This is a genomic window from Streptomyces sp. NPDC043738, from assembly GCF_056436545.1.
In genome coordinates this window covers 1-16,462 of record NZ_JBWKCJ010000002.1, presented here as the reverse complement: position 1 = coordinate 16,462, position 16,462 = coordinate 1, and the positions used below count along the sequence as shown (strand labels likewise).

13 protein-coding genes and 1 tRNA gene are annotated in these 16,462 nt (G+C 69.6%); 6 read left to right on the top strand and 8 right to left on the bottom strand.

Annotated elements, in window-relative coordinates:
- Positions 1–339 precede the first annotated feature (339 nt).
- Both AC0680_RS03170 and AC0680_RS03165 read left to right on the top strand, forming a co-directional pair.
- Positions 340–1,050 carry a bifunctional DNA primase/polymerase gene (locus AC0680_RS03170; RefSeq protein WP_478624501.1) on the top strand — a complete coding sequence of 237 codons (711 nt, stop codon included), beginning with the start codon at positions 340–342 and terminating at the stop codon, positions 1,048–1,050.
- 160 nt (positions 1,051–1,210) lie between these two features.
- Positions 1,211–1,873, top strand: coding sequence for a hypothetical protein (locus AC0680_RS03165; protein WP_478624499.1), 663 nt, complete (start codon positions 1,211–1,213; stop codon positions 1,871–1,873).
- Between the two features lie 276 nt (positions 1,874–2,149).
- Here the strand turns inward: AC0680_RS03165 and AC0680_RS03160 are convergent, their stop codons facing one another.
- The 3 genes from AC0680_RS03160 to AC0680_RS03150 all read right to left on the bottom strand — a co-directional run bounded on the left by AC0680_RS03160 (position 2,150) and on the right by AC0680_RS03150 (position 4,947).
- Positions 2,150–3,145, bottom strand: coding sequence for a DUF5926 family protein (locus AC0680_RS03160; RefSeq protein WP_478624498.1), 996 nt, complete (start codon positions 3,143–3,145; stop codon positions 2,150–2,152).
- Positions 3,146–3,334: 189 nt separating this feature from the next.
- A complete protein-coding gene (locus AC0680_RS03155; RefSeq protein WP_478624496.1) occupies positions 3,335–4,042 on the bottom strand; it encodes an ATP-binding protein in 708 nt (235 codons plus the stop codon).
- 53 nt (positions 4,043–4,095) lie between these two features.
- Complete coding sequence (locus tag AC0680_RS03150) at positions 4,096–4,947, bottom strand: glycerophosphodiester phosphodiesterase (protein ID WP_478624495.1); 852 nt, start codon at positions 4,945–4,947, stop codon at positions 4,096–4,098.
- A gap of 366 nt (positions 4,948–5,313) precedes the next feature.
- On the opposite strand from AC0680_RS03150, the gene AC0680_RS03145 reads away from it, so the two are divergent.
- Positions 5,314–6,813: a S1C family serine protease gene (locus AC0680_RS03145; protein WP_478624493.1), complete on the top strand. Its 1,500-nt coding sequence runs from the start codon at positions 5,314–5,316 to the stop codon at positions 6,811–6,813.
- 52 nt (positions 6,814–6,865) lie between these two features.
- Positions 6,866–6,952 (top strand) — tRNA-Ser (locus AC0680_RS03140).
- Positions 6,953–7,294: 342 nt separating this feature from the next.
- On the opposite strand, the gene AC0680_RS03135 is transcribed toward AC0680_RS03140, so the two are convergent.
- From AC0680_RS03135 to AC0680_RS03125, 3 genes are all read right to left on the bottom strand, one after another.
- Positions 7,295–9,979: a tetratricopeptide repeat protein gene (locus AC0680_RS03135; protein ID WP_478624491.1), complete on the bottom strand. Its 2,685-nt coding sequence runs from the start codon at positions 9,977–9,979 to the stop codon at positions 7,295–7,297.
- Between the two features lie 807 nt (positions 9,980–10,786).
- Positions 10,787–12,022, bottom strand: a complete 1,236-nt coding sequence (locus tag AC0680_RS03130; protein WP_478624490.1) for a serine hydrolase domain-containing protein — start codon at positions 12,020–12,022, stop codon at positions 10,787–10,789.
- A gap of 194 nt (positions 12,023–12,216) precedes the next feature.
- A complete protein-coding gene (locus AC0680_RS03125; RefSeq protein ID WP_478624488.1) occupies positions 12,217–12,879 on the bottom strand; it encodes a DUF4097 family beta strand repeat-containing protein in 663 nt (220 codons plus the stop codon).
- Between the two features lie 265 nt (positions 12,880–13,144).
- Between AC0680_RS03125 and AC0680_RS03120 the strand changes: the two genes are divergently transcribed.
- Both AC0680_RS03120 and AC0680_RS03115 read left to right on the top strand, forming a co-directional pair.
- Positions 13,145–13,900 carry a GbsR/MarR family transcriptional regulator gene (locus AC0680_RS03120; protein WP_478624486.1) on the top strand — a complete coding sequence of 252 codons (756 nt, stop codon included), beginning with the start codon at positions 13,145–13,147 and terminating at the stop codon, positions 13,898–13,900.
- A 277-nt stretch (positions 13,901–14,177) separates the two neighbouring features.
- Positions 14,178–14,573 carry a DUF5958 family protein gene (locus AC0680_RS03115; protein WP_478624485.1) on the top strand — a complete coding sequence of 132 codons (396 nt, stop codon included), beginning with the start codon at positions 14,178–14,180 and terminating at the stop codon, positions 14,571–14,573.
- Positions 14,574–15,076: 503 nt separating this feature from the next.
- On the opposite strand, the gene AC0680_RS03110 is transcribed toward AC0680_RS03115, so the two are convergent.
- Both AC0680_RS03110 and AC0680_RS03105 read right to left on the bottom strand, forming a co-directional pair.
- A complete protein-coding gene (locus AC0680_RS03110; protein ID WP_468975629.1) occupies positions 15,077–15,298 on the bottom strand; it encodes a hypothetical protein in 222 nt (73 codons plus the stop codon).
- Positions 15,299–15,567: 269 nt separating this feature from the next.
- Complete coding sequence (locus tag AC0680_RS03105; RefSeq protein ID WP_478624483.1) at positions 15,568–16,086, bottom strand: RDD family protein; 519 nt, start codon at positions 16,084–16,086, stop codon at positions 15,568–15,570.
- Positions 16,087–16,462 lie beyond the last annotated feature (376 nt).

Here is a 16,462-nt window from a genome sequence, read left to right as displayed (position 1 = left end):
GGCGGGCACCGGCGTCTCATAGGGCGACCACCGCGACGCACTCCCAAGTGGCGGGACTGCACTACGGAAGCGCAAGCGCCATGCGCGCGCCACCCCCCGCCACGTTTCCCGCTCGGCGTACGGCGTGATGCGCTGCCCTGTACACGCGGTGACCGAGATCCACGTGGCGTGATCGATGCGCGATCGACCCCGGAGCGCTTGGCCGGGCCGCAACAGACGCCACACCACGGCATGAAGCGGCGCGGCGCGAAGCGCAGGTGAACCGGTGAGCAGTGCCCAGTAGTGCCCTGTAGTGCGATGGACGAAGCCCTCGGCGTTAACGGAAAGGAACGAGCGCTCATGCGCGAGATCCTCGGAAGGCGACGCAAGCTCCTGTTCCGGCGCGGCGGAAGGTCGGCGTTGCTCGGTGCGGCGCTGCACTGCGCCACCGAGTGGCAGTGGCCCGTACTTCCCGGTGTGGGACTCAGGTCCGGCGGCCGCCAGCCGGCGGGCGCCCGACTCGGCCTCGCCGAGCGGCCCGCCCGTCAGTGCCACTGCCTCGACCCCGACTGCGTGGTCCCCGGCGCGCACCCCTTCGACCCCGGGCTGCTGGCGGCCACCACCGATCCACGGATGGTGCGCTGGTGGTGGACCAACCGCCCCGACGCCCCGGTCGTGCTGGCCACCGGCGGCCGCGCGCCCTGCGCGGTGAGCCTGCCCGCCGTCGCCGGCGCCCGCGCCCTGGCGGTCCTGGACCACTTCGGCGTACGCCTCGGCCCCGTGGTGGCCACCCCCAGCCGGTGGTCGCTGCTCGTATCGCCCTACGGCCTCCCGGAGTTGGGCGAGCTGCTGTACTCCCAGGACTGGGTGCCCAGCTCGCTGCGCTTCCACGGGGAGGGCGGCTATGTGGTGCTCCCGCCGTCCCAGATCGGCGCGGGCCGGGTGCGCTGGGAGCGGCCGCCGGCGGCCACCTCCGCGGCGCCCTGGCTGCCGAAGGTGGACACCATCGTCGACGCCCTGGTCATGGCGAGCACCGCCACTCCGGACGGCGGCAGCCGGCTCGCGTACTGAGCCGTCGGGCGACCCGCGCCCGGTTCACCCGTACGGGTGTGACCACCCCGGATCACTACGGGAAACGGGTGTCCGGGCGGCCGGGTGGCCCCTTCCCGGCCGATAGGTTCGGCCCACCGTCAAGCCGCCGTCGGCGGCAACTCAATCGCAGGTGGGGCCCATGCAGCGTGCGCAGAAACTCCGCATGATCGGCCTCGGCGGGGCGGCGGTGCTCGCCATCGCCGTTCCGCTGGGCGCCGCGATCGCCGGTCCGGCGGACTCGGCGATGCCGGACAGGCCGGACAGGCCGGCGTCGGGCGCCGAGTCCCGGGCGAGAGCCAAGGCCGAAAACAGCCGTATGGAGGAAACGGGCGCCAAGGGTGAAGTGGGTGCCAAGCCGGGCAAGATGCCCGTCGGCACGGATCACTCGACCGGCCCCCTCGACGGCCTCGGCCTCCCGCTGCTCTCCGGGCGCACCACCCGCTGCGGCCCCGAACTCGCCTCCGCCCAGGGCGTCGAGGTGCAGACCTGTGTGCTCGCCGAGCGCGGCCGGACCTGGGCGCGCACGTACTACCGCAACATCACGGGCAGCCCGCTGCGCGCCGTGCTGACCCTGATGCGGCCGGACGGCCGGACCGTCCAGGTGGACTGCGACCTGCCGGCGGCCGACGCCCCGGGCCTGTGCGAGACACCCGCCGGGGGGACCGTGCGCAGGGGCCGGGAGGCGTACGCCGCGGTGGCGGAGATCGCCGACGCGGCGGGGGAGCGGCTGCTGCTGCGCTCCGGCAGCAACTCGGCTGCGGGCGGCGGGGGTTCGGACCGGCGGGGGCGTGCGGGCCGCTGACGGCCGGGCCGATCGGAATGCCTGGTTCCGGACATGGAAGCGCCCGGTCGCTGGCGACGGGGGATGCACCAGCGACCGGGCTTTTAGAACCGTAACAAGAGATCGGCGGTTAGCAAATTCGATCGTGGATTTCCGGACGCCTATTTACCGGCAGGTACGGGGAGTTGTGACCGGTGTCACGCGGGTGTCCCCAGGGGCGTACGGTCCCCACGACCGGGGCCGTACGCCCCACACGACCGGGGTCTCCCCCACGCTCCGCGCAGGGGGACCCAACCGTCAGCTCAGGGTGATCTGACGGTTGGTGAGACCGCCGCGCGCCCGGCGCTCGTCGGGCGTCAGCGGGGCGTCGGTCGCCAGGGCCTTGGCCAGCCGCTCGGCGAACTCCTCGGCCGGCTTGGCGACGTCCTCGGCGCCCATCGACGAAGGCAGGTCCCAGACCGGCACGACGAGGCCGTGCGCACGGAACGAGCCCACCAGCCGGGTGCCCTCGCCGAGCGAGGAAGTGCCCGCGGCATGCAGCCGGGCGAGGGCGTCCAGCAGCTGCTCCTCGGGGTGGGAGGTGACCCAGCGCAGATGGTTCTTCTCCGGGGCCTCGCACCAGTAGGCGCCCTCCAGGCCGGGGATCCGGGCGGTCGGGATGGCGGCCGCGTTGGCCCGCTCCAGGGAGGCGGCGACCTCTCCCGTGGCGTTCTCGGCGTTCTCCACCCAGAACTCGAACCCGGTGTGGACGGTCGGCTCAAAACCTGCGTCCAGGTCGAGCAGGTCCTGCAGCCGCGGTCCCTCGGGGGAGGGCCGCCCGGCAGCGACCGGATTGCCCGGTTCCGTCGCCAGTGCGCGCTGCAGGGTGTCCGCGAGGCCGCGGCTGAGGTCACCGGACGCGGTGTCGTTCTGCAGGCCGAGCATCACTGCGCCGTTCTCGCGGCGCAGCGCGGGCCAGGCCATCGGCAGTACGGTCGCGAGCGTCACGGAGGGCACGCCCTCGGGCAGCCCGCCCTTGAGCGTCAACTCCGCGGTGGCGGCGGGGACCAGCTCCCGCAGCGCCACCCAGTCGCACTCCCCGGGCAGGCCCTCGAAGGGGCGCTGCACCAGCTCGGTGGCGGCGTGCGCGGCGCGTCGCCCGTGACACGCCTTGTACCGGCGGCCGGAGCCGCAGGGGCAGGGCTCACGAGCGCCGACGACCGGGTAGTTCTCATCAGCGGCTCCGCCGGGCGCCCCGTTTTTGGTGCGGGCGTGTGCTGCGGCCTGGGGCTGAGGGCGGCGCTTCTTGGCCATGGCGACGGCTTCTCCTGGTCGATCCTGGACGTACGGACGCTTTTCGGCGCGAGCCTAGAGGATCGCGTACGAGGTCGCGCTCGGCTGTGGACAACGCCGTGTCCCGCCCTGGTGTCCCTGGCGTGTCCTGCCCCGTGTCGGGAGAGCGAGCCGCGTCCGCCCGAGCGCCCCGCGCCCGGCGCGCGGCCGCTACGTCAGGTCGTCGAGGTCCGCGAAGGCCGGCCCCAGCGGCATCACCGGCCGCCCGCCGGCGGTGACCGACGGCGGCATGTCGGGCGTCAGCTCCACGCGCGTAGCGAACGCGCCTTGAAGAGAGAGCACCGCCCAGACCGTCACTTCACCGGCCGTGGTGTCGCGTACGCCCCAGTCCTTCGCGAGCGACCGGATGATCGCCAGTCCGCGGCCGCCGTGTGCGGTCACCGACGGAGTGGCCGGAAGCGGTCGGGTCGGGCCGCCGCCGTCCGTGACCGCGACGGTCAGCCGGCCCTGTGCGTCGACGCGCCATGATGCGCGTACGGATGCGAACGGGGCGCCCGGCGAACCGTCCTTGGGCGCCGTCTGCGACGTGTCACCCGCCACGGCCCTTGCGGAGCCCGGTGATCCGCTTTCGTATATCGGACGCGCATGGCGACACGAATTGCTCAGCAGCTCCGACAGGATGAGCACCGCGTCATCCACGACATTGTCCTGAACTCCGCTTGCCAACAGCTCTTCTCGCATGCGTCGCCTGGCCATGCCCACACCCGCTGGGCCATGGGGTACGGCCATGATCGACGACGTCGGCACCTCTTGTGCCATCACCAACGCCACCCCCGAGACCTCCTTTGCCCCACGCCACGGGATGAATGCCCCAATGGACTGGACCGGAAACCGGCCAGGCGGCACGCAGTGACGCACTAGACACGATCGAATACGAGTCGAATGCGCCGGTGCACACCCTGTGATGGGCTTTAGCCAAGGCCGAGTTGCATTCGCACCTGTTTGGGGCGGTTCGTAATGACCGCGTCCACGCCCAACTCCTGGCACAGCTCGACATCTGCGGCGTCGTTGACGGTCCATACATGGACCCGGTGGCCCGCGCGGTGCGCCTTGGCGACGTACTCCGGGTGCGCCCGGATGATCCGCATCCCCGGGCCCGCGATGCCCACGCCGATCGGCAGCCGGCCGTCGCGGTAGCGGGGGGTGAGGAATTGCATGAGGTAGACGCCGGGGATGCCGGGCGCCGCGGCCCGCAGCCGGTGCAGCGAGCGCGCCGAGAAGCTCATGACGCGGACCGGGGATGTCCAATCGGTGCGCTTGGCCGGTTTTGCATACCCGAACCGGTCGAGCAGCTCGACCAGCCGCTCCTCCACCTGTCCGGCCCAGCGCGTCGGGTGTTTGGTCTCGATCGCCAGCTCCACCCGCCGGTCCGCGTCGGCGACCAGCTCCAGCAGCCGCTCCAGCGTCAGCACGGACGTCCGCTCCGGGTCCTCGTGCTGCCGGTCCGGCGCCTCCCCGTACCCGTCCTCGGCCCCTTCCTTCCACGATCCGAAGTCGAGGGTGGCGAGATCGGCGAGCTCCAGGGCGGAGACCGCCCCGCGCCCGTTGGAGGTGCGGTTCACCCGCCGGTCGTGGACGCACACCAGATGGCCGTCCGCGGTGAGCCGGATATCGCACTCCAGGGCGTCCGCGCCGTCCTCGATCGCCTTGCGGTAGGCGGCCAGGGTGTGCTCCGGGGCATCCTCGGAGGCACCCCGATGGGCTACGACGGAGATCGCCGGACGATTCGGACGGGCGTCCTGGGCGGGGCGTGCAGAGGTCACCGAGTTATCGTGCCATTCCATCGCCGACCGGCCGCCGGTGCGTACCCCCGGGGCGCGGAACAGGCAATGCGTCTGCTTTGTCCGACATAAAGAATGAGGGGACAGTCACAGCCTCGGCTTACGGCGCTCTGACGCGCGGTGGGAAAGGCTGGGACACAGACTTGCCCGTACTGGCCGGTCCGGTCTTTCGGACCTGGACCGGCCCACCGGGACTCGCCCGGATCATCCGGATCCTGAATCCTGGGTGACGGGGTACGGGTTCCCGGTGGACCCGCGGCGAGGAGCTGTACGACCCGCAAGACCCCGTACGGGCGCCGCCGGCCCGGTACGGGACCGTAAGGCCCGCGTGAAGCTGAGGAGAGAGCTGTGAGCACCGAGAACGAGGGAGCCGCCGTCCCGCCGGAGGCCACGCCGCCGACCGGCCCGCAGCCGGACCGCGCCCCCGCGTCCGCCTCCGGCGCCCAGGCTCCCCACGCGCCCGCCGCGGCGCCCCCGCCGCCCGCCTTCGCCCCGACCGTCGCCGGTCCCGTCGACGGCGGCCCCGGTGATCAGGACCGCGCCCCGGGCTCCCCCGGGCACGCACCGCACCCGGCCCACCCCGGAGGCGAACCCGCGACCGGAGCCGAGCAGACCGCCCAGATCCCCGCGTACGCGAGTGCCGGCCACGGCTCGTCCGGTGGCGGCTGGGGCCAGCCCCCGTACGGTGGCCACCCCTGGGGCGCGCCGCCCGACAGCCCCGCCCCCAAGCGGCGCAACGGCGGCCTGATCGCCGCCGTCCTGGTGGCCGCACTGGTCGCCGGCGGGATCGGCGGCGGCATCGGCTTCTGGGCCGCGGGCCAGAACGACGGCGCCTCGACGACGGTCTCCGCGACCGGTGACGCCGGCGCGCTGAACCGCAAGCCCACCTCGGTCGCGGGCATAGCGCAGAAGGCGCTGCCGAGCGTCGTGACGATCGAGGCGCAGGGTGCCACCGGCGAGGGCGGCACGGGCACCGGCTTCATCTACGACAAGCAGGGCCACATCCTCACCAACAACCACGTCGTCGCCAGCGCGGCCGGCGGCGGCAAGCTCACCGCGACGTTCTCCAACGGCAAGAAGTACGACGCCGAGGTCGTCGGCAACGCCCAGGGCTACGACGTCGCCGTGCTCAAGCTCAAGAACGCCTCCGACGCCACCCTCAACCCGCTGCCCCTGGGCAGGTCGTCCCACGTCCAGGTCGGCGACGCCACCATCGCGATCGGCGCGCCCTTCGGCCTCTCCGGCACGGTCACCACCGGCATCATCAGCGCCAAGGACCGCCCGGTGGCCTCCAGCGACGGCGGTGGCAGCAGCGCCTCGTACATGAGCGCCCTGCAGACGGACGCGTCGATAAACCCCGGCAACTCCGGCGGCCCCCTGATGGACGCCGCCGGCAACGTCATCGGCATCAACTCCGCCATCCAGTCGGCGGGCAACGGCGGCCTGGGCGGCGAGTCCGGCCAGTCCGGCAGCATCGGCCTGGGCTTCGCCATCCCCATCGACCAGGCCAAGCGCGTGGCCCAGGACCTGATCAAGACCGGCAAGCCGGTCTACCCCCAGATCGGCGTCCAGGTCGGCATGCGGGACACCGGCGACGGCGCGACCATCGCCCAGACCGGCAACAACGGCTCCGACGCGGTCACCCCGAACGGCCCGGCCGACAAGGCGGGCCTCCAGCCCGGCGACACCATCACCAAGCTTGACGACACGGTCATCGACAGCGGCCCCACCCTGATCAGCGAGATCTGGCAGCACAAGCCCGGCGACACGGTCACCCTCACGTACAAGCGCGCCGGCAAGGAGCACACCGCCAAAGTGACCCTGGGCCAGCGCACCGGCGACAAGTGACGCGCTAGTCTGATCCCCGCGACACCCGCGCGACCGCGCGCCGGTGCAGCGGGGAGGCTTGCCCGAGCGGCCTAAGGGAACAGTCTTGAAAACTGTCGTGGCGGCAACGTCACCGTGGGTTCAAATCCCACAGCCTCCGCCGAGGTAGGAAAACATGCAGGTCGGAGCGGGGTCCGGAGTCATCCGGGCCCCGCTCCGGCTCGTCTGCTGCCTCACCGCATTCCCGGGGGCCCGGTCCTGATCAGCACGTGTGGCCAGCCTGTGGCCAAGCTCCGGCCGGCGGCGCGACCTCGCTCTGTGGTGGCGACTCCCTCCGACGCCACCCGGGCGTCATCAATCGGATCCTGGAGTGCACCGGTATACGCCTCGCGCCAGAGATCGACTTTCTCGGCGCCTGGCCGCAGGAAGGCCTATCGGGACCGTGGCAAAGCGGTCCTCAGAAGGCGGCTGATCTGCCATCGAGCGCAGTTCAGCGCCAGCTTCAACTACTGCGATCTGATGCAGCGTTTTCTCGGATTTGATTGAGATTCGTGCGACGCAAGGCGGTTCTGGGGTGATCGCACCCCAGTGTCGCCTCGGTAGTTTCCAGTGCCCGTTCCGCCAGTGGCTGTGCGTCCTCGTAACGTCCCAAGTAGTCGTAGGTGCTGGCGAGGTTGCTGAGGCGGAGGGCGGTGTCGGGGTGGTCGGGTCCCAGTGCCGTTTCGGTGATCTGCAGGGCCCGCTGGTCTAGTGGGAGTGCTTCCGGGTGCTGTCCCAGTTGGCTCAATATTCTGGCGAGGTTGCCGAGGCGACTGGCGGTGTCGGGGTGGTCGGGTCCCAGCGCCGTTTCGGTGATCTGCAGGGCCCGCTGGGCCAGTGGGAGTGCTTCCGAGTGCTGTCCCAGTTCGCTCAAAGTGGAGGCGAGGTTGCCGAGGCTGGTGCCGGTACTGGGGTGGTTGGGTCCCAGTGTGGTTTCGGTGATCTGCAGCGCGCGCTGGTCCAGTGGGAGTGCTTCTGCGCGCTGTCCCAGTTGGCTCAGTGTTCTGGCGAGGTTGCCGAGGCGACTGGCGGTGTCGGGGTGGTCGGGTCCCAGTGCCGTTTCGGTGATCTGCAGGGCCCGCTGGTCCAGTGGGAGTGCTTCTGCGTGCTGTCCCAGTTCGTTCAGTGTTCTGGCGAGGTTGCCGAGACGGGTGGCGGTACTGGGGTGGTCGGGTCCCAGTGTGGACTCAGCGATCTCAAGCGCCCGCTGCTTCAGCGGCAATGCTTGCTCATAACGCCCGAGGTCGTCGTAGGCAGCGGCGAGGTTGCCGAGGCGGATGGCGGTACTGGGGTGGTCGGGACCCAGCGTGGCCTCAGTAATCTCCAGCGCCCGCTGGCCCAGTTGGAGTGCTTCTGCGTGCTGTCCTAGTTCGCTCAAGGTGGTGGCGAGGTTGCTGAGGCGGATGGCGGTACGGGGGTGGTCGGGTCCCAGTGTGGATTCGGTGATCTGCAGGGCCCGTCGTTCGAGTGGGAGTGCTTCCGCGAGCTGTCCCAGGTCGCACAACGTTCTGGCGAGGTTGCCGAGGCTGGCGGCGGTATCGGGGTGGTCGGGTCCCATTGCCGTTTCGGTGATCTGTAGGGCCCGCTGGTCCAGTGGGAGTGCTTCCGCGAGCTGTCCCAGGTCGCACAACGTTCTGGCGAGGTTGCCGAGGCTGACAGCAGTACGGGGGTGGTCGGGTCCCAGGGTGGATTCGGTGATCTGCAGAGCACGTCGTTCCAGTGGTAAAGCCTGAGCAGCCTGGCCTCGCGCGCGAAGGAAGTAGCCCGTCTCGTTCATGAGGCGGACGAAGCGCGGGTGGGAAGACGCATCGGTCTGATAGCTAAATGCGGCATGGATGTGCGGCAAGAGGGATTGCCACCGGGGCCAGTTGACCACTTCTGTAGGACTGCCACTCGGTACGGCGTCGCTGAGGAGACACAAGGTGGCCGTATGGGGATGTGGTGAGGTGTCAGGGGCAGAGCGACTCCGCCACCGCCGTAGCCGACTGATCCGAGGTGGTGGGGGCGCAGACGGAGTGTCGGCGCGAACGATGGTTTGAACCAGCCGGTGCACCGTGACGGTGCTGTCGGTGAGCACGACCATGCTGTAGGCGGCGAGCAGGCCGAGGGCCTGATCAACCGCGTCGCGGGTCGGGAGCGATGTCGCGAGTACATCGCGTGGTAGCGGCTCGGCAGCACAGTGAGCCAGGATCTGCAGCAACTCCACCGAGCGTGGATCCGTGCTCTCCAAAGCGCGGAGGGTAAGCGTCCACAGGCGGGCGATAGTGCGCTGTTGAGGGTCCCCGGGAGCTGTGGTGGCAAGGACATCTGCGGGGTCGGTGCGCAGTCGAGTCAGGTAATCCCTGGCATTGGTTCGGGTCTGAGCAAGGTAGGCGCCAGCCTGCTGGAGAGCCAGAGGGAGGTGGCCGAGCTCGTCGGCCAGAGCGGACAGGGCAGGCTGGTCGGATTCATCAAAACGCCCTGTCAGCTCTTGCAAGACGGCCCGTGACGCTTCTGGGGCCAGCGTATCGAGCCGCAACGGAGTGCCCAGGTCCTGCCAGGACTGGTCCCGTCGCGTGGTGATGACTACGCGACCGGTGTTGAGCCGGCCGAGCAGCTGCTGCACGTGAGTTGGATCTTCCACGTTGTCCAGTACCACGAGCCAGCCGGTGCGCCCCTGAAGCCATGCGACTGCCCACTGTGCCGCATCCTCGGGGGGCAGGGCAGTATGCACCGGATTCAGGGCTGCGGCCAGGTCAGCCAAACCCCTCACGATCGACGCCGTGGTCTCGGCTTCAATCCACCACACTGGCCCGATTCCCGCCGCCATTTGCCGGTGGGCGTGGTGCAGGACCAGCGTGCTTTTGCCTATGCCTCCGAGGCCCCAAACGCGCTGTGTCACGATTCCGAGTTCCGCTGCGGGCAGCGCGTCCAGTGCGGCCAGGGCCTCCTCCCGGCCTATGAACACCGCGCTGCTACGGGCGGGGAGGTTGTGCAGCCGTGCCACGGTCTCATTGGGCACCGCCGTGCTCAATGCTCCATCCGGCACCACGAGGGTGCGCTGCTCGACGCGAGCGTGGTCACCGGTGGCGATGACTCCGGGATTGGTTCGTGTTGCTGCTGACCGGTCACCCGCTGCGGACGGCGACGGGGACGCACTGGCGGTCATTGCTGTACCGTGCCCGCATCACCAGTCACGATGACCCCAGAGTTGTCCCCGGTGACAACTGCACGCTCACCCGACGCACTTGAGCCCTGACCTGTCGGAGGCGCCACGGGTGGTGGAGTAGAACTCAGGGCGGACGCGGCCCAGGCCCCCATCAGACCGGCGATGACTGCCCCCGCCCCGCCTCCGGTTGCGATGCGCTCGGGCCGATCCCACGGCAGCACCGTGTCGCCCAGCCAGACGCACAGCCCGAAGATGATCAAGCCCCCCACCGTCACCAACAGCCAACGCACGGTCTGTGTCATCCGATGCAACCCCCAACACCCATCGTCTCCACCACGGACTCGTCGCTGAGGAAGAAGATACGACCGGAGCCGCAACCTTGCAGGGCGCTTGTGACGGGTGTGGCCAATGTGTGTCCCGACGCTGGCACTTGGAAGTGGCCGGCGTAGCTACGCGCCAGGTCAGGACGGTTGCAGTGCCTGTGTACAAAGCAGTTTGCGAACTGTCGTGGCGGCAACGTCACCGTGGGCTGACATCCCACAGCCTCCGCAGCCAGGTACCGCGAAAGGGCCCCTGACCAGGAAGATCGGTCGGGGGCCTTCGCCTTGTCCGCGTACTGCGATCGCCCGGCGTTCCCCGTGTCCCGTGGTTTCCCGGTGGGACGGGCGCGACGGGGCGCGGGGTTTTTCCGATCACTCGCCGTGCGGGTCGCGCAGTGAGCTGATCGCTTGGCCCAGCCGTTCGTTGGCCTCGGTGGGCAGATCCGGTAGGGGAACGCCGGCGGCGATGGGCTCGGCTACGGGCGTGTCAGTCGTCGATCGCTTGGTAGAGCGTGGTCCAGAAGTCCTGGATGAGCTGTGCCGGGGCCGGGAGGGACAGTCCGACCTGGGTGAGCAGGACGCCGACGAGTCCGCTGTGCGGGTCGGCGTAGGCGGTGGTGCCGGTACCGCCGTCCCAGCCGAACTGGCCGATCGGCGCGTAGTCGCCGCGGTAGGTGCGTACCGCCATGCCGTAGCCCCAGCCGCCGTGCTGTCCCTGGCCGAAGGAGATGTGGACGTTGTTGCGGGCCAGGTCGTTGCGGGCGGCCTGCTGCTCGGGGGTGAGGCAGTTGGTGGTCATCAGCTCCACGGCCGGCCGGGACAGGATGCGTTCGCCGTCGTGCGTCCCGTGGTTCAGCAGCATCCGGAAGTAGGCGTGGTAGTCGTCGACGGTGGAGACCAGACCGCCGCCGCCCGACTGGAACGCGGGAGGGGCGCTGTACTGCCCGCCCACCGCTTCGTCCCACACGGTGAACTCCCCGGTCTGCGGGTTCGGCGTGTAGCAGGGCGGCAGCCGGTCGATCTTGCCGGCGGGTACATGGAAGCCGGTGTCCTTCATGCCCAGCGGTTCCAGAATCCGCTCACTCAGGAACGTCTCGAACGACTGCCCGGTGACCCGGGCGACGAGCACGCCGAGCACATCGTGGCTGATCTGGTACTGCCAGTGCTCTCCGGGCTGGTGCATCAACGGCAGCGTGCCCAGGCGGCGCATCCACTCGTCCGGCGCGGGCAGCGCTGCCTGACTGAAGATGCCCCGCTCGAAGACCGCGTCCATGATCGGGGTGCCCAGCGCCGTCAGATCCATGCCGAGACCGAAGGTGGAGGTCAGCAGGTCCCGTACGGTGATCGGCCGCCGCGCCGGCACGGTGTCGTCCAGCGGGCCGTCGACCCGCTTGAGCACCTGCCGGTCGGCGAGTTCGGGCAGCCACTCCTGCACCAGGTCGTCCGGGCGCAGCCGGCACTCGTCCAGCAGGACCATCGCCGCCGCCATCGTGACCGGCTTGGACGTCGAAGCCATCCGGAAGAGCGTGTCCCGGCGCATCGGCGCGCCACCGTCGTGGCGCATCGTCCCGACCGCTTCGACGTGTGTCTCACCGCCCCGGCTGACCAGGGCGACGAGCCCGGGAATCTTTCCGGACTCCACGTGCCGTGCCAGCACGTCGCGGACTCTGCGCAGCCCCGTTTCGGAGAAGCCGCTGTGCTGGCCGGTGAGGTTGAGGGACATGGCTGTGTGCTCCTTGTGGGGTGTACGGGTGGGTGGTCGGCGCGGTGAGGTGTGGCTGCCGTCGGGCGCGTCCGGGCGATGGCCGTGCCGCGTTCGCCGTGCGGGACGCCTCCCCGGCGCGGCGTCCATGGCGTTCGCGAGTTCGTGCGCGCCCCGATGGCCGGGGGCTTCGAGGGTGCTCTTTGGAGGGCGGGTCAGAGGCTGCGGGCGGTGATGTCGCCGTGGGGCGTGGTGGCGCGGATCTCGAGATCGGCGGTGCCGTCGTTCTTGAGGGCGTTGCTGATGCGGCCGTGGCCGGAGCCGGCGTCCAGGGCCGCCGAGACGCCGGCGGCGGCGCCGACCGTGATGTCGCCGGACTGGGTGCTGAGCACGACCGTGCCCCCCATGGCCTCGGCGATCCGGATGTCGCCCCGTGCGGTGCTGATCTCCGCGGCCCCGCCCAGCCGGCCGACCTCGACATCGCCGTCGACCGCAGTGAGACGGAGGCTCGCGGCCTCGTCCAGCTTGATCTGACGGTACGCACCATCGAAGGCGACGTCGCCGAGGCGGCCGACGGTCCGGAGTTCGGCGCTGGCCGCCTTGGCCTCGATGCGGGAACCGGCGGGCAGCTTGACCGTCACCTCGATGGATCCGGAGGGGCCGAAGTACTGGTCCTTCGCCCGATTCTCGATCCGCAGGACTCCGTCGGCGTATTCGACCGTGGTCTGCTCCGCCGCCTTCGCGTCGCGGTTCTTCGAGGCGTTCGCGGGCAGGACCTCGACCGTGGTGTCGGCCCGGTCGGCGGCGATGAACTGCACGCGTCCCGCGGGGATCTCCAGGACGGCGGAGATCGGGGCGGGGGTGTCGAACTTCTGCATGGTGGTCTCCTTTTGCGCCTTGCGGCTGGTGGTTTCCGAACGCTGGAAACGCTACGTTGCTTTCCATATCTGTGCAACGAGATCTTTGCTTGGAGTCGGCGTTTATGCAGGTAGATGGGTAATAATCGTTGCAACGGTCTCGCGCTTAATGCAACGTTGGAGTGGTCGATCGTTGCAATGCTTTGAAGGTGAACGCTATGGTGGAGGCGTCAAGGAGCACGAGAGCAGCACCACGGCGCACCCGTGGGACATGAAGGGGGTCGTGATGCCGAAAGGCAGGCTCACCCAGCAGGAGCGTCAGCAGATCGCGGTGGGGCTGGCCGACGGCCTGGCCTACGCCGAGATCGCCCGCGGCCTCGACCGTCCGACCTCCACGATCACGCGCGAGGTGACGCGGAACGGCGGCCCCGCCGGCTACCGCGCCGACCTGGCCCACCGCGCCACCCAGCAGCGCACCCAGCGGCGCAAGCAGGCCGCGCCCCAGGGGGCGCAGGCCCTCCCGCAACCCTACGGACGCGACGCCGAGGCCGTCCGCGACTACCAGGAGGCCCTCACCACCGTCTACATGGCCTCGGGCCTGCCCAAGATGATGGCCCGAGTGCTGGGCTGCCTGTACACCACCGACACCGGCAGCCTCACCGCCTCCGAACTCGCCCAGCGCCTCCAGGTCAGCCCGGCGTCCATCTCCAAAGCGATCACCTTCCTGGAAAGCCAGGACCTCGTCCGCCGGGAACGCGACGAACGCCGCCGTGAGCGCTACGTCGTCGACGACGACCTCTGGTACCAGGCGATGATCCGCAGCGCCCGGGCCAACGACCAGTTCATCGAGACCGCACGGCAGGGCATCGGCATCCTCGGTCACGGCACCCCGGCCGCCACCCGCCTCGAGAATGCCGCCCGCTTCCTCGACTTCGTCAGCGAAGGGCTCATCCGCGCCGCGGAGCAGGGTCGCGAGGTCCTCTACACCAGAGCCCGAACGCCCCAGGACGGCACCGCCACGCCACGTTCAGATCGCGAATAGACAGCCATCCCGATGGCCGCCACGGAAATGCGACGAAGTCGGCTGAGTTCGCGGCCCGGTGCTCGGGAACGTCCGTGAACCCACCCGTCGCCGGCACCAAGCAGCGCCGGTGCTCGGCGCGCCCTCGGCGGAAGGTGGACTTCCTTGGTGCCCGGCGTTCCCCCCCCCGTGATTCCCCGGTGGATCGGGCACGGGAGGGGCACGTGGAACGCGTAAAACCGCGCTGCTCGCGAGCGGTCGTGAGTTACCGTCGACCGCATCGCATGGGGGGGAGTTCATGTTGTACGCATACGAGGTGGTCCTGAACGAACTCGCACAAGGGCTCCGACCGACGGCTGAGGGGGTCGAATGGTTCGAGCGCCTCTCGGAGGATGACCAGCGCAAGGCATTGCACATGCTGGAGCTGTTCTGCGGGCAGGCCCGTGCGCGCGAGGGTGATGTGCCGGAGAGCATCGTGCGCTCTGGCGTGCGCCCCACCCACACGCCTGCGGTGATGCTCACCAAGTGGCACTTCAGGATGGACCGACTTCCGGCCTATGAACTCACGAAGGCATTCCGCCTGCTTGTCGCCCTCTTCAGCATCGCCGACACCCGCAGGCGGACGCTGTACTGCGCCGGCGGGTGCGGTCACGAGTGGCACAACTTGTCAGGTCAGCCGCAGGACCCGATCTAGGGCTACTTCTTGCCGGGTCTTGTCAGGGACCTTGGTGACTTGCGTCTTTGCTGGTCAAAGCGGTGGTGGCAGGGGGCCGACCGACCGGCCGTCATTGGTCGTCGTCGGCCACTGCTGAGCACCCCCCGCACGGCGCAGAGACGGCCCGGACGGGGGTGCTGGGTGGGTGCTGGGTGCCCGCTCGTTGGAAACTACGGCACGAGGGCCGCCGAGATGACAGCCGCTTGAAAACGCCGCGGTTGCTGTATTTCGCTGCTGTACGGCGCGGCAGGCTGACCCAGGCGTTAGGAGGCGGGTCCCTTTTCCTCCTCGGGCAGGAAGGTCTCGTCTTCCCCGAAGTCCGGGGCCTGGAAGGGGTTTGTCGTCGGAGGCGGCGACGCTGCGGTGGAACTGCGGGGTTGCCCTTCCAGGGCGGAGAACAGCGACGTCAGATCGATGAGAGAGCTCCCTTTCGTTACAGGCCCCCGAAGGGGCCCGGCGTGCCGTGACCCGGCACAGCGGTCCTACAGCTTGGTCATCTTGGCGTACGGGCTCAAGATCCGCATTTGCGTCGAGCCGAAATCCACGAGCGCCGCGATTCCCTCCTCGATGCCGATCACCCGGCCGAGGCCGTACATGTCGTGTGTGACCTGGTCGCCCATGGCGAAGTGCTTGGGAGCCGGTGTGACCGGGGCCTTGAAGGGGCTGGTAGGCAATTGACGCTTCGGTGCAGCGGGCTTTGTCATTGCCCTCAGTATGCGCCCAAGACGCGGAGCTGTGTGCAGCCTCCGCCCAGGTAGACAAAAATGCAGGTCGGAGTGGGTTCCGGAGTCACCCGGGGCCCGGTTTGCCGGCGTTGGCGGTCTTACTCCCCGTGCCTTTGGGCCTCATCGCTGATGAGTATGTGTGGCCATGGTGCGGACAGGGCTCGCGGAAGGGCGTCGCGATGTCGGGCTGGGGTCCCGGCAGTAGACGTACTCGGTCTACGGGCTCGGTCGCCGGTGATCCCGCCCCGTCACCGCCCCCGCATGACGACCCTGCTGTCGACCAGGCGGTCGTGCAGGCTCCGCCTCTTCGCGTCGAGGTTGGTCACCGTCGCATTGGCGATCAGGAGCACCGGGATGGCGGCCGTCACGAGGTTGCCGAGGTGGCGCACCAGCGCGGCGCCGTAGGTGAGGCGTGCCCCGTCGGCGTCCCGGACGACCTCCATGCCGAGGAGTCGCTTGCCCGCCGTGCCGCCCTTGCGGGACACGCTCAGCGGCGAATACAGCAGCAGGAAGACGAGCGACCACAGTGCGGCCGCGGGCAGCCAGACGTCATCCATCGAGGCGGCCACGAGGATCCGGTCGAGGGCGATCAGCGGGCCCAGTACGACGACGACGGCGATGACCGTGTCGACGGCCACGGCAGCGCCCCGCCGCATGATGTCGGCTGGGGAGCCTGGGCGCGAACGGGATCCGACGACCATCCAGGGCAGCGATGAGGAGCCGAGGCCGGAGCCGAGGTCGGTTTCGAGGCCGTCGCCCGATGACATACGTCCGAGCATCCTTCTTTCACGCTTTCGATCACGTGGCCGTTCCTCCGGTCACGGCTGGGGCGAACAGGCGCGGCCCGGCCGCCCTGGTTCTTCGTAAACCGCTTGATCACTCGGACAGCGGTCATCTCCCTCGCGAAGATGGCCGTCGGCCGGAAGTCATGCGGGGGCATCCTGCCATGAACCCCGTGCGCTCTCGCTCTCCCCGTGCCCATGCGTTCCCCCGTACCGTCCGCCTTTCCACCAGGTGAGGATTAAGGAGCGTCCTTGGCCGAATTCAGGGCTCTGACCGCAGTTCCGTGAATCCCCAGGTCAGCGGCGGGAACGACGGATCGTTTCACCAGGGTCTCGTACTGCGTGGTGATCAAGACGGTCG

Bases quoted from the DNA above. Each gene is read 5' to 3' on its own strand.
- AC0680_RS03105 (WP_478624483.1), bottom strand. From the start codon at position 16,086: ATGTCATCGGGCGACGGCCTCGAAACCGACCTCGGCTCCGGCCTCGGC.
- AC0680_RS03130 (WP_478624490.1), bottom strand. From the start codon at position 12,022: ATGTCCCTCAACCTCACCGGCCAGCACAGCGGCTTCTCCGAAACGGGG.
- AC0680_RS03120 (WP_478624486.1), top strand. From the start codon at position 13,145: ATGCCGAAAGGCAGGCTCACCCAGCAGGAGCGTCAGCAGATCGCGGTG.
- AC0680_RS03135 (WP_478624491.1), bottom strand. From the start codon at position 9,979: ATGACCGCCAGTGCGTCCCCGTCGCCGTCCGCAGCGGGTGACCGGTCA.
- AC0680_RS03125 (WP_478624488.1), bottom strand. From the start codon at position 12,879: ATGCAGAAGTTCGACACCCCCGCCCCGATCTCCGCCGTCCTGGAGATC.
- AC0680_RS03170 (WP_478624501.1), top strand. From the start codon at position 340: ATGCGCGAGATCCTCGGAAGGCGACGCAAGCTCCTGTTCCGGCGCGGC.
- AC0680_RS03165 (WP_478624499.1), top strand. From the start codon at position 1,211: ATGCAGCGTGCGCAGAAACTCCGCATGATCGGCCTCGGCGGGGCGGCG.
- AC0680_RS03110 (WP_468975629.1), bottom strand. From the start codon at position 15,298: ATGACAAAGCCCGCTGCACCGAAGCGTCAATTGCCTACCAGCCCCTTC.
- AC0680_RS03160 (WP_478624498.1), bottom strand. From the start codon at position 3,145: ATGGCCAAGAAGCGCCGCCCTCAGCCCCAGGCCGCAGCACACGCCCGC.
- AC0680_RS03115 (WP_478624485.1), top strand. From the start codon at position 14,178: ATGTTGTACGCATACGAGGTGGTCCTGAACGAACTCGCACAAGGGCTC.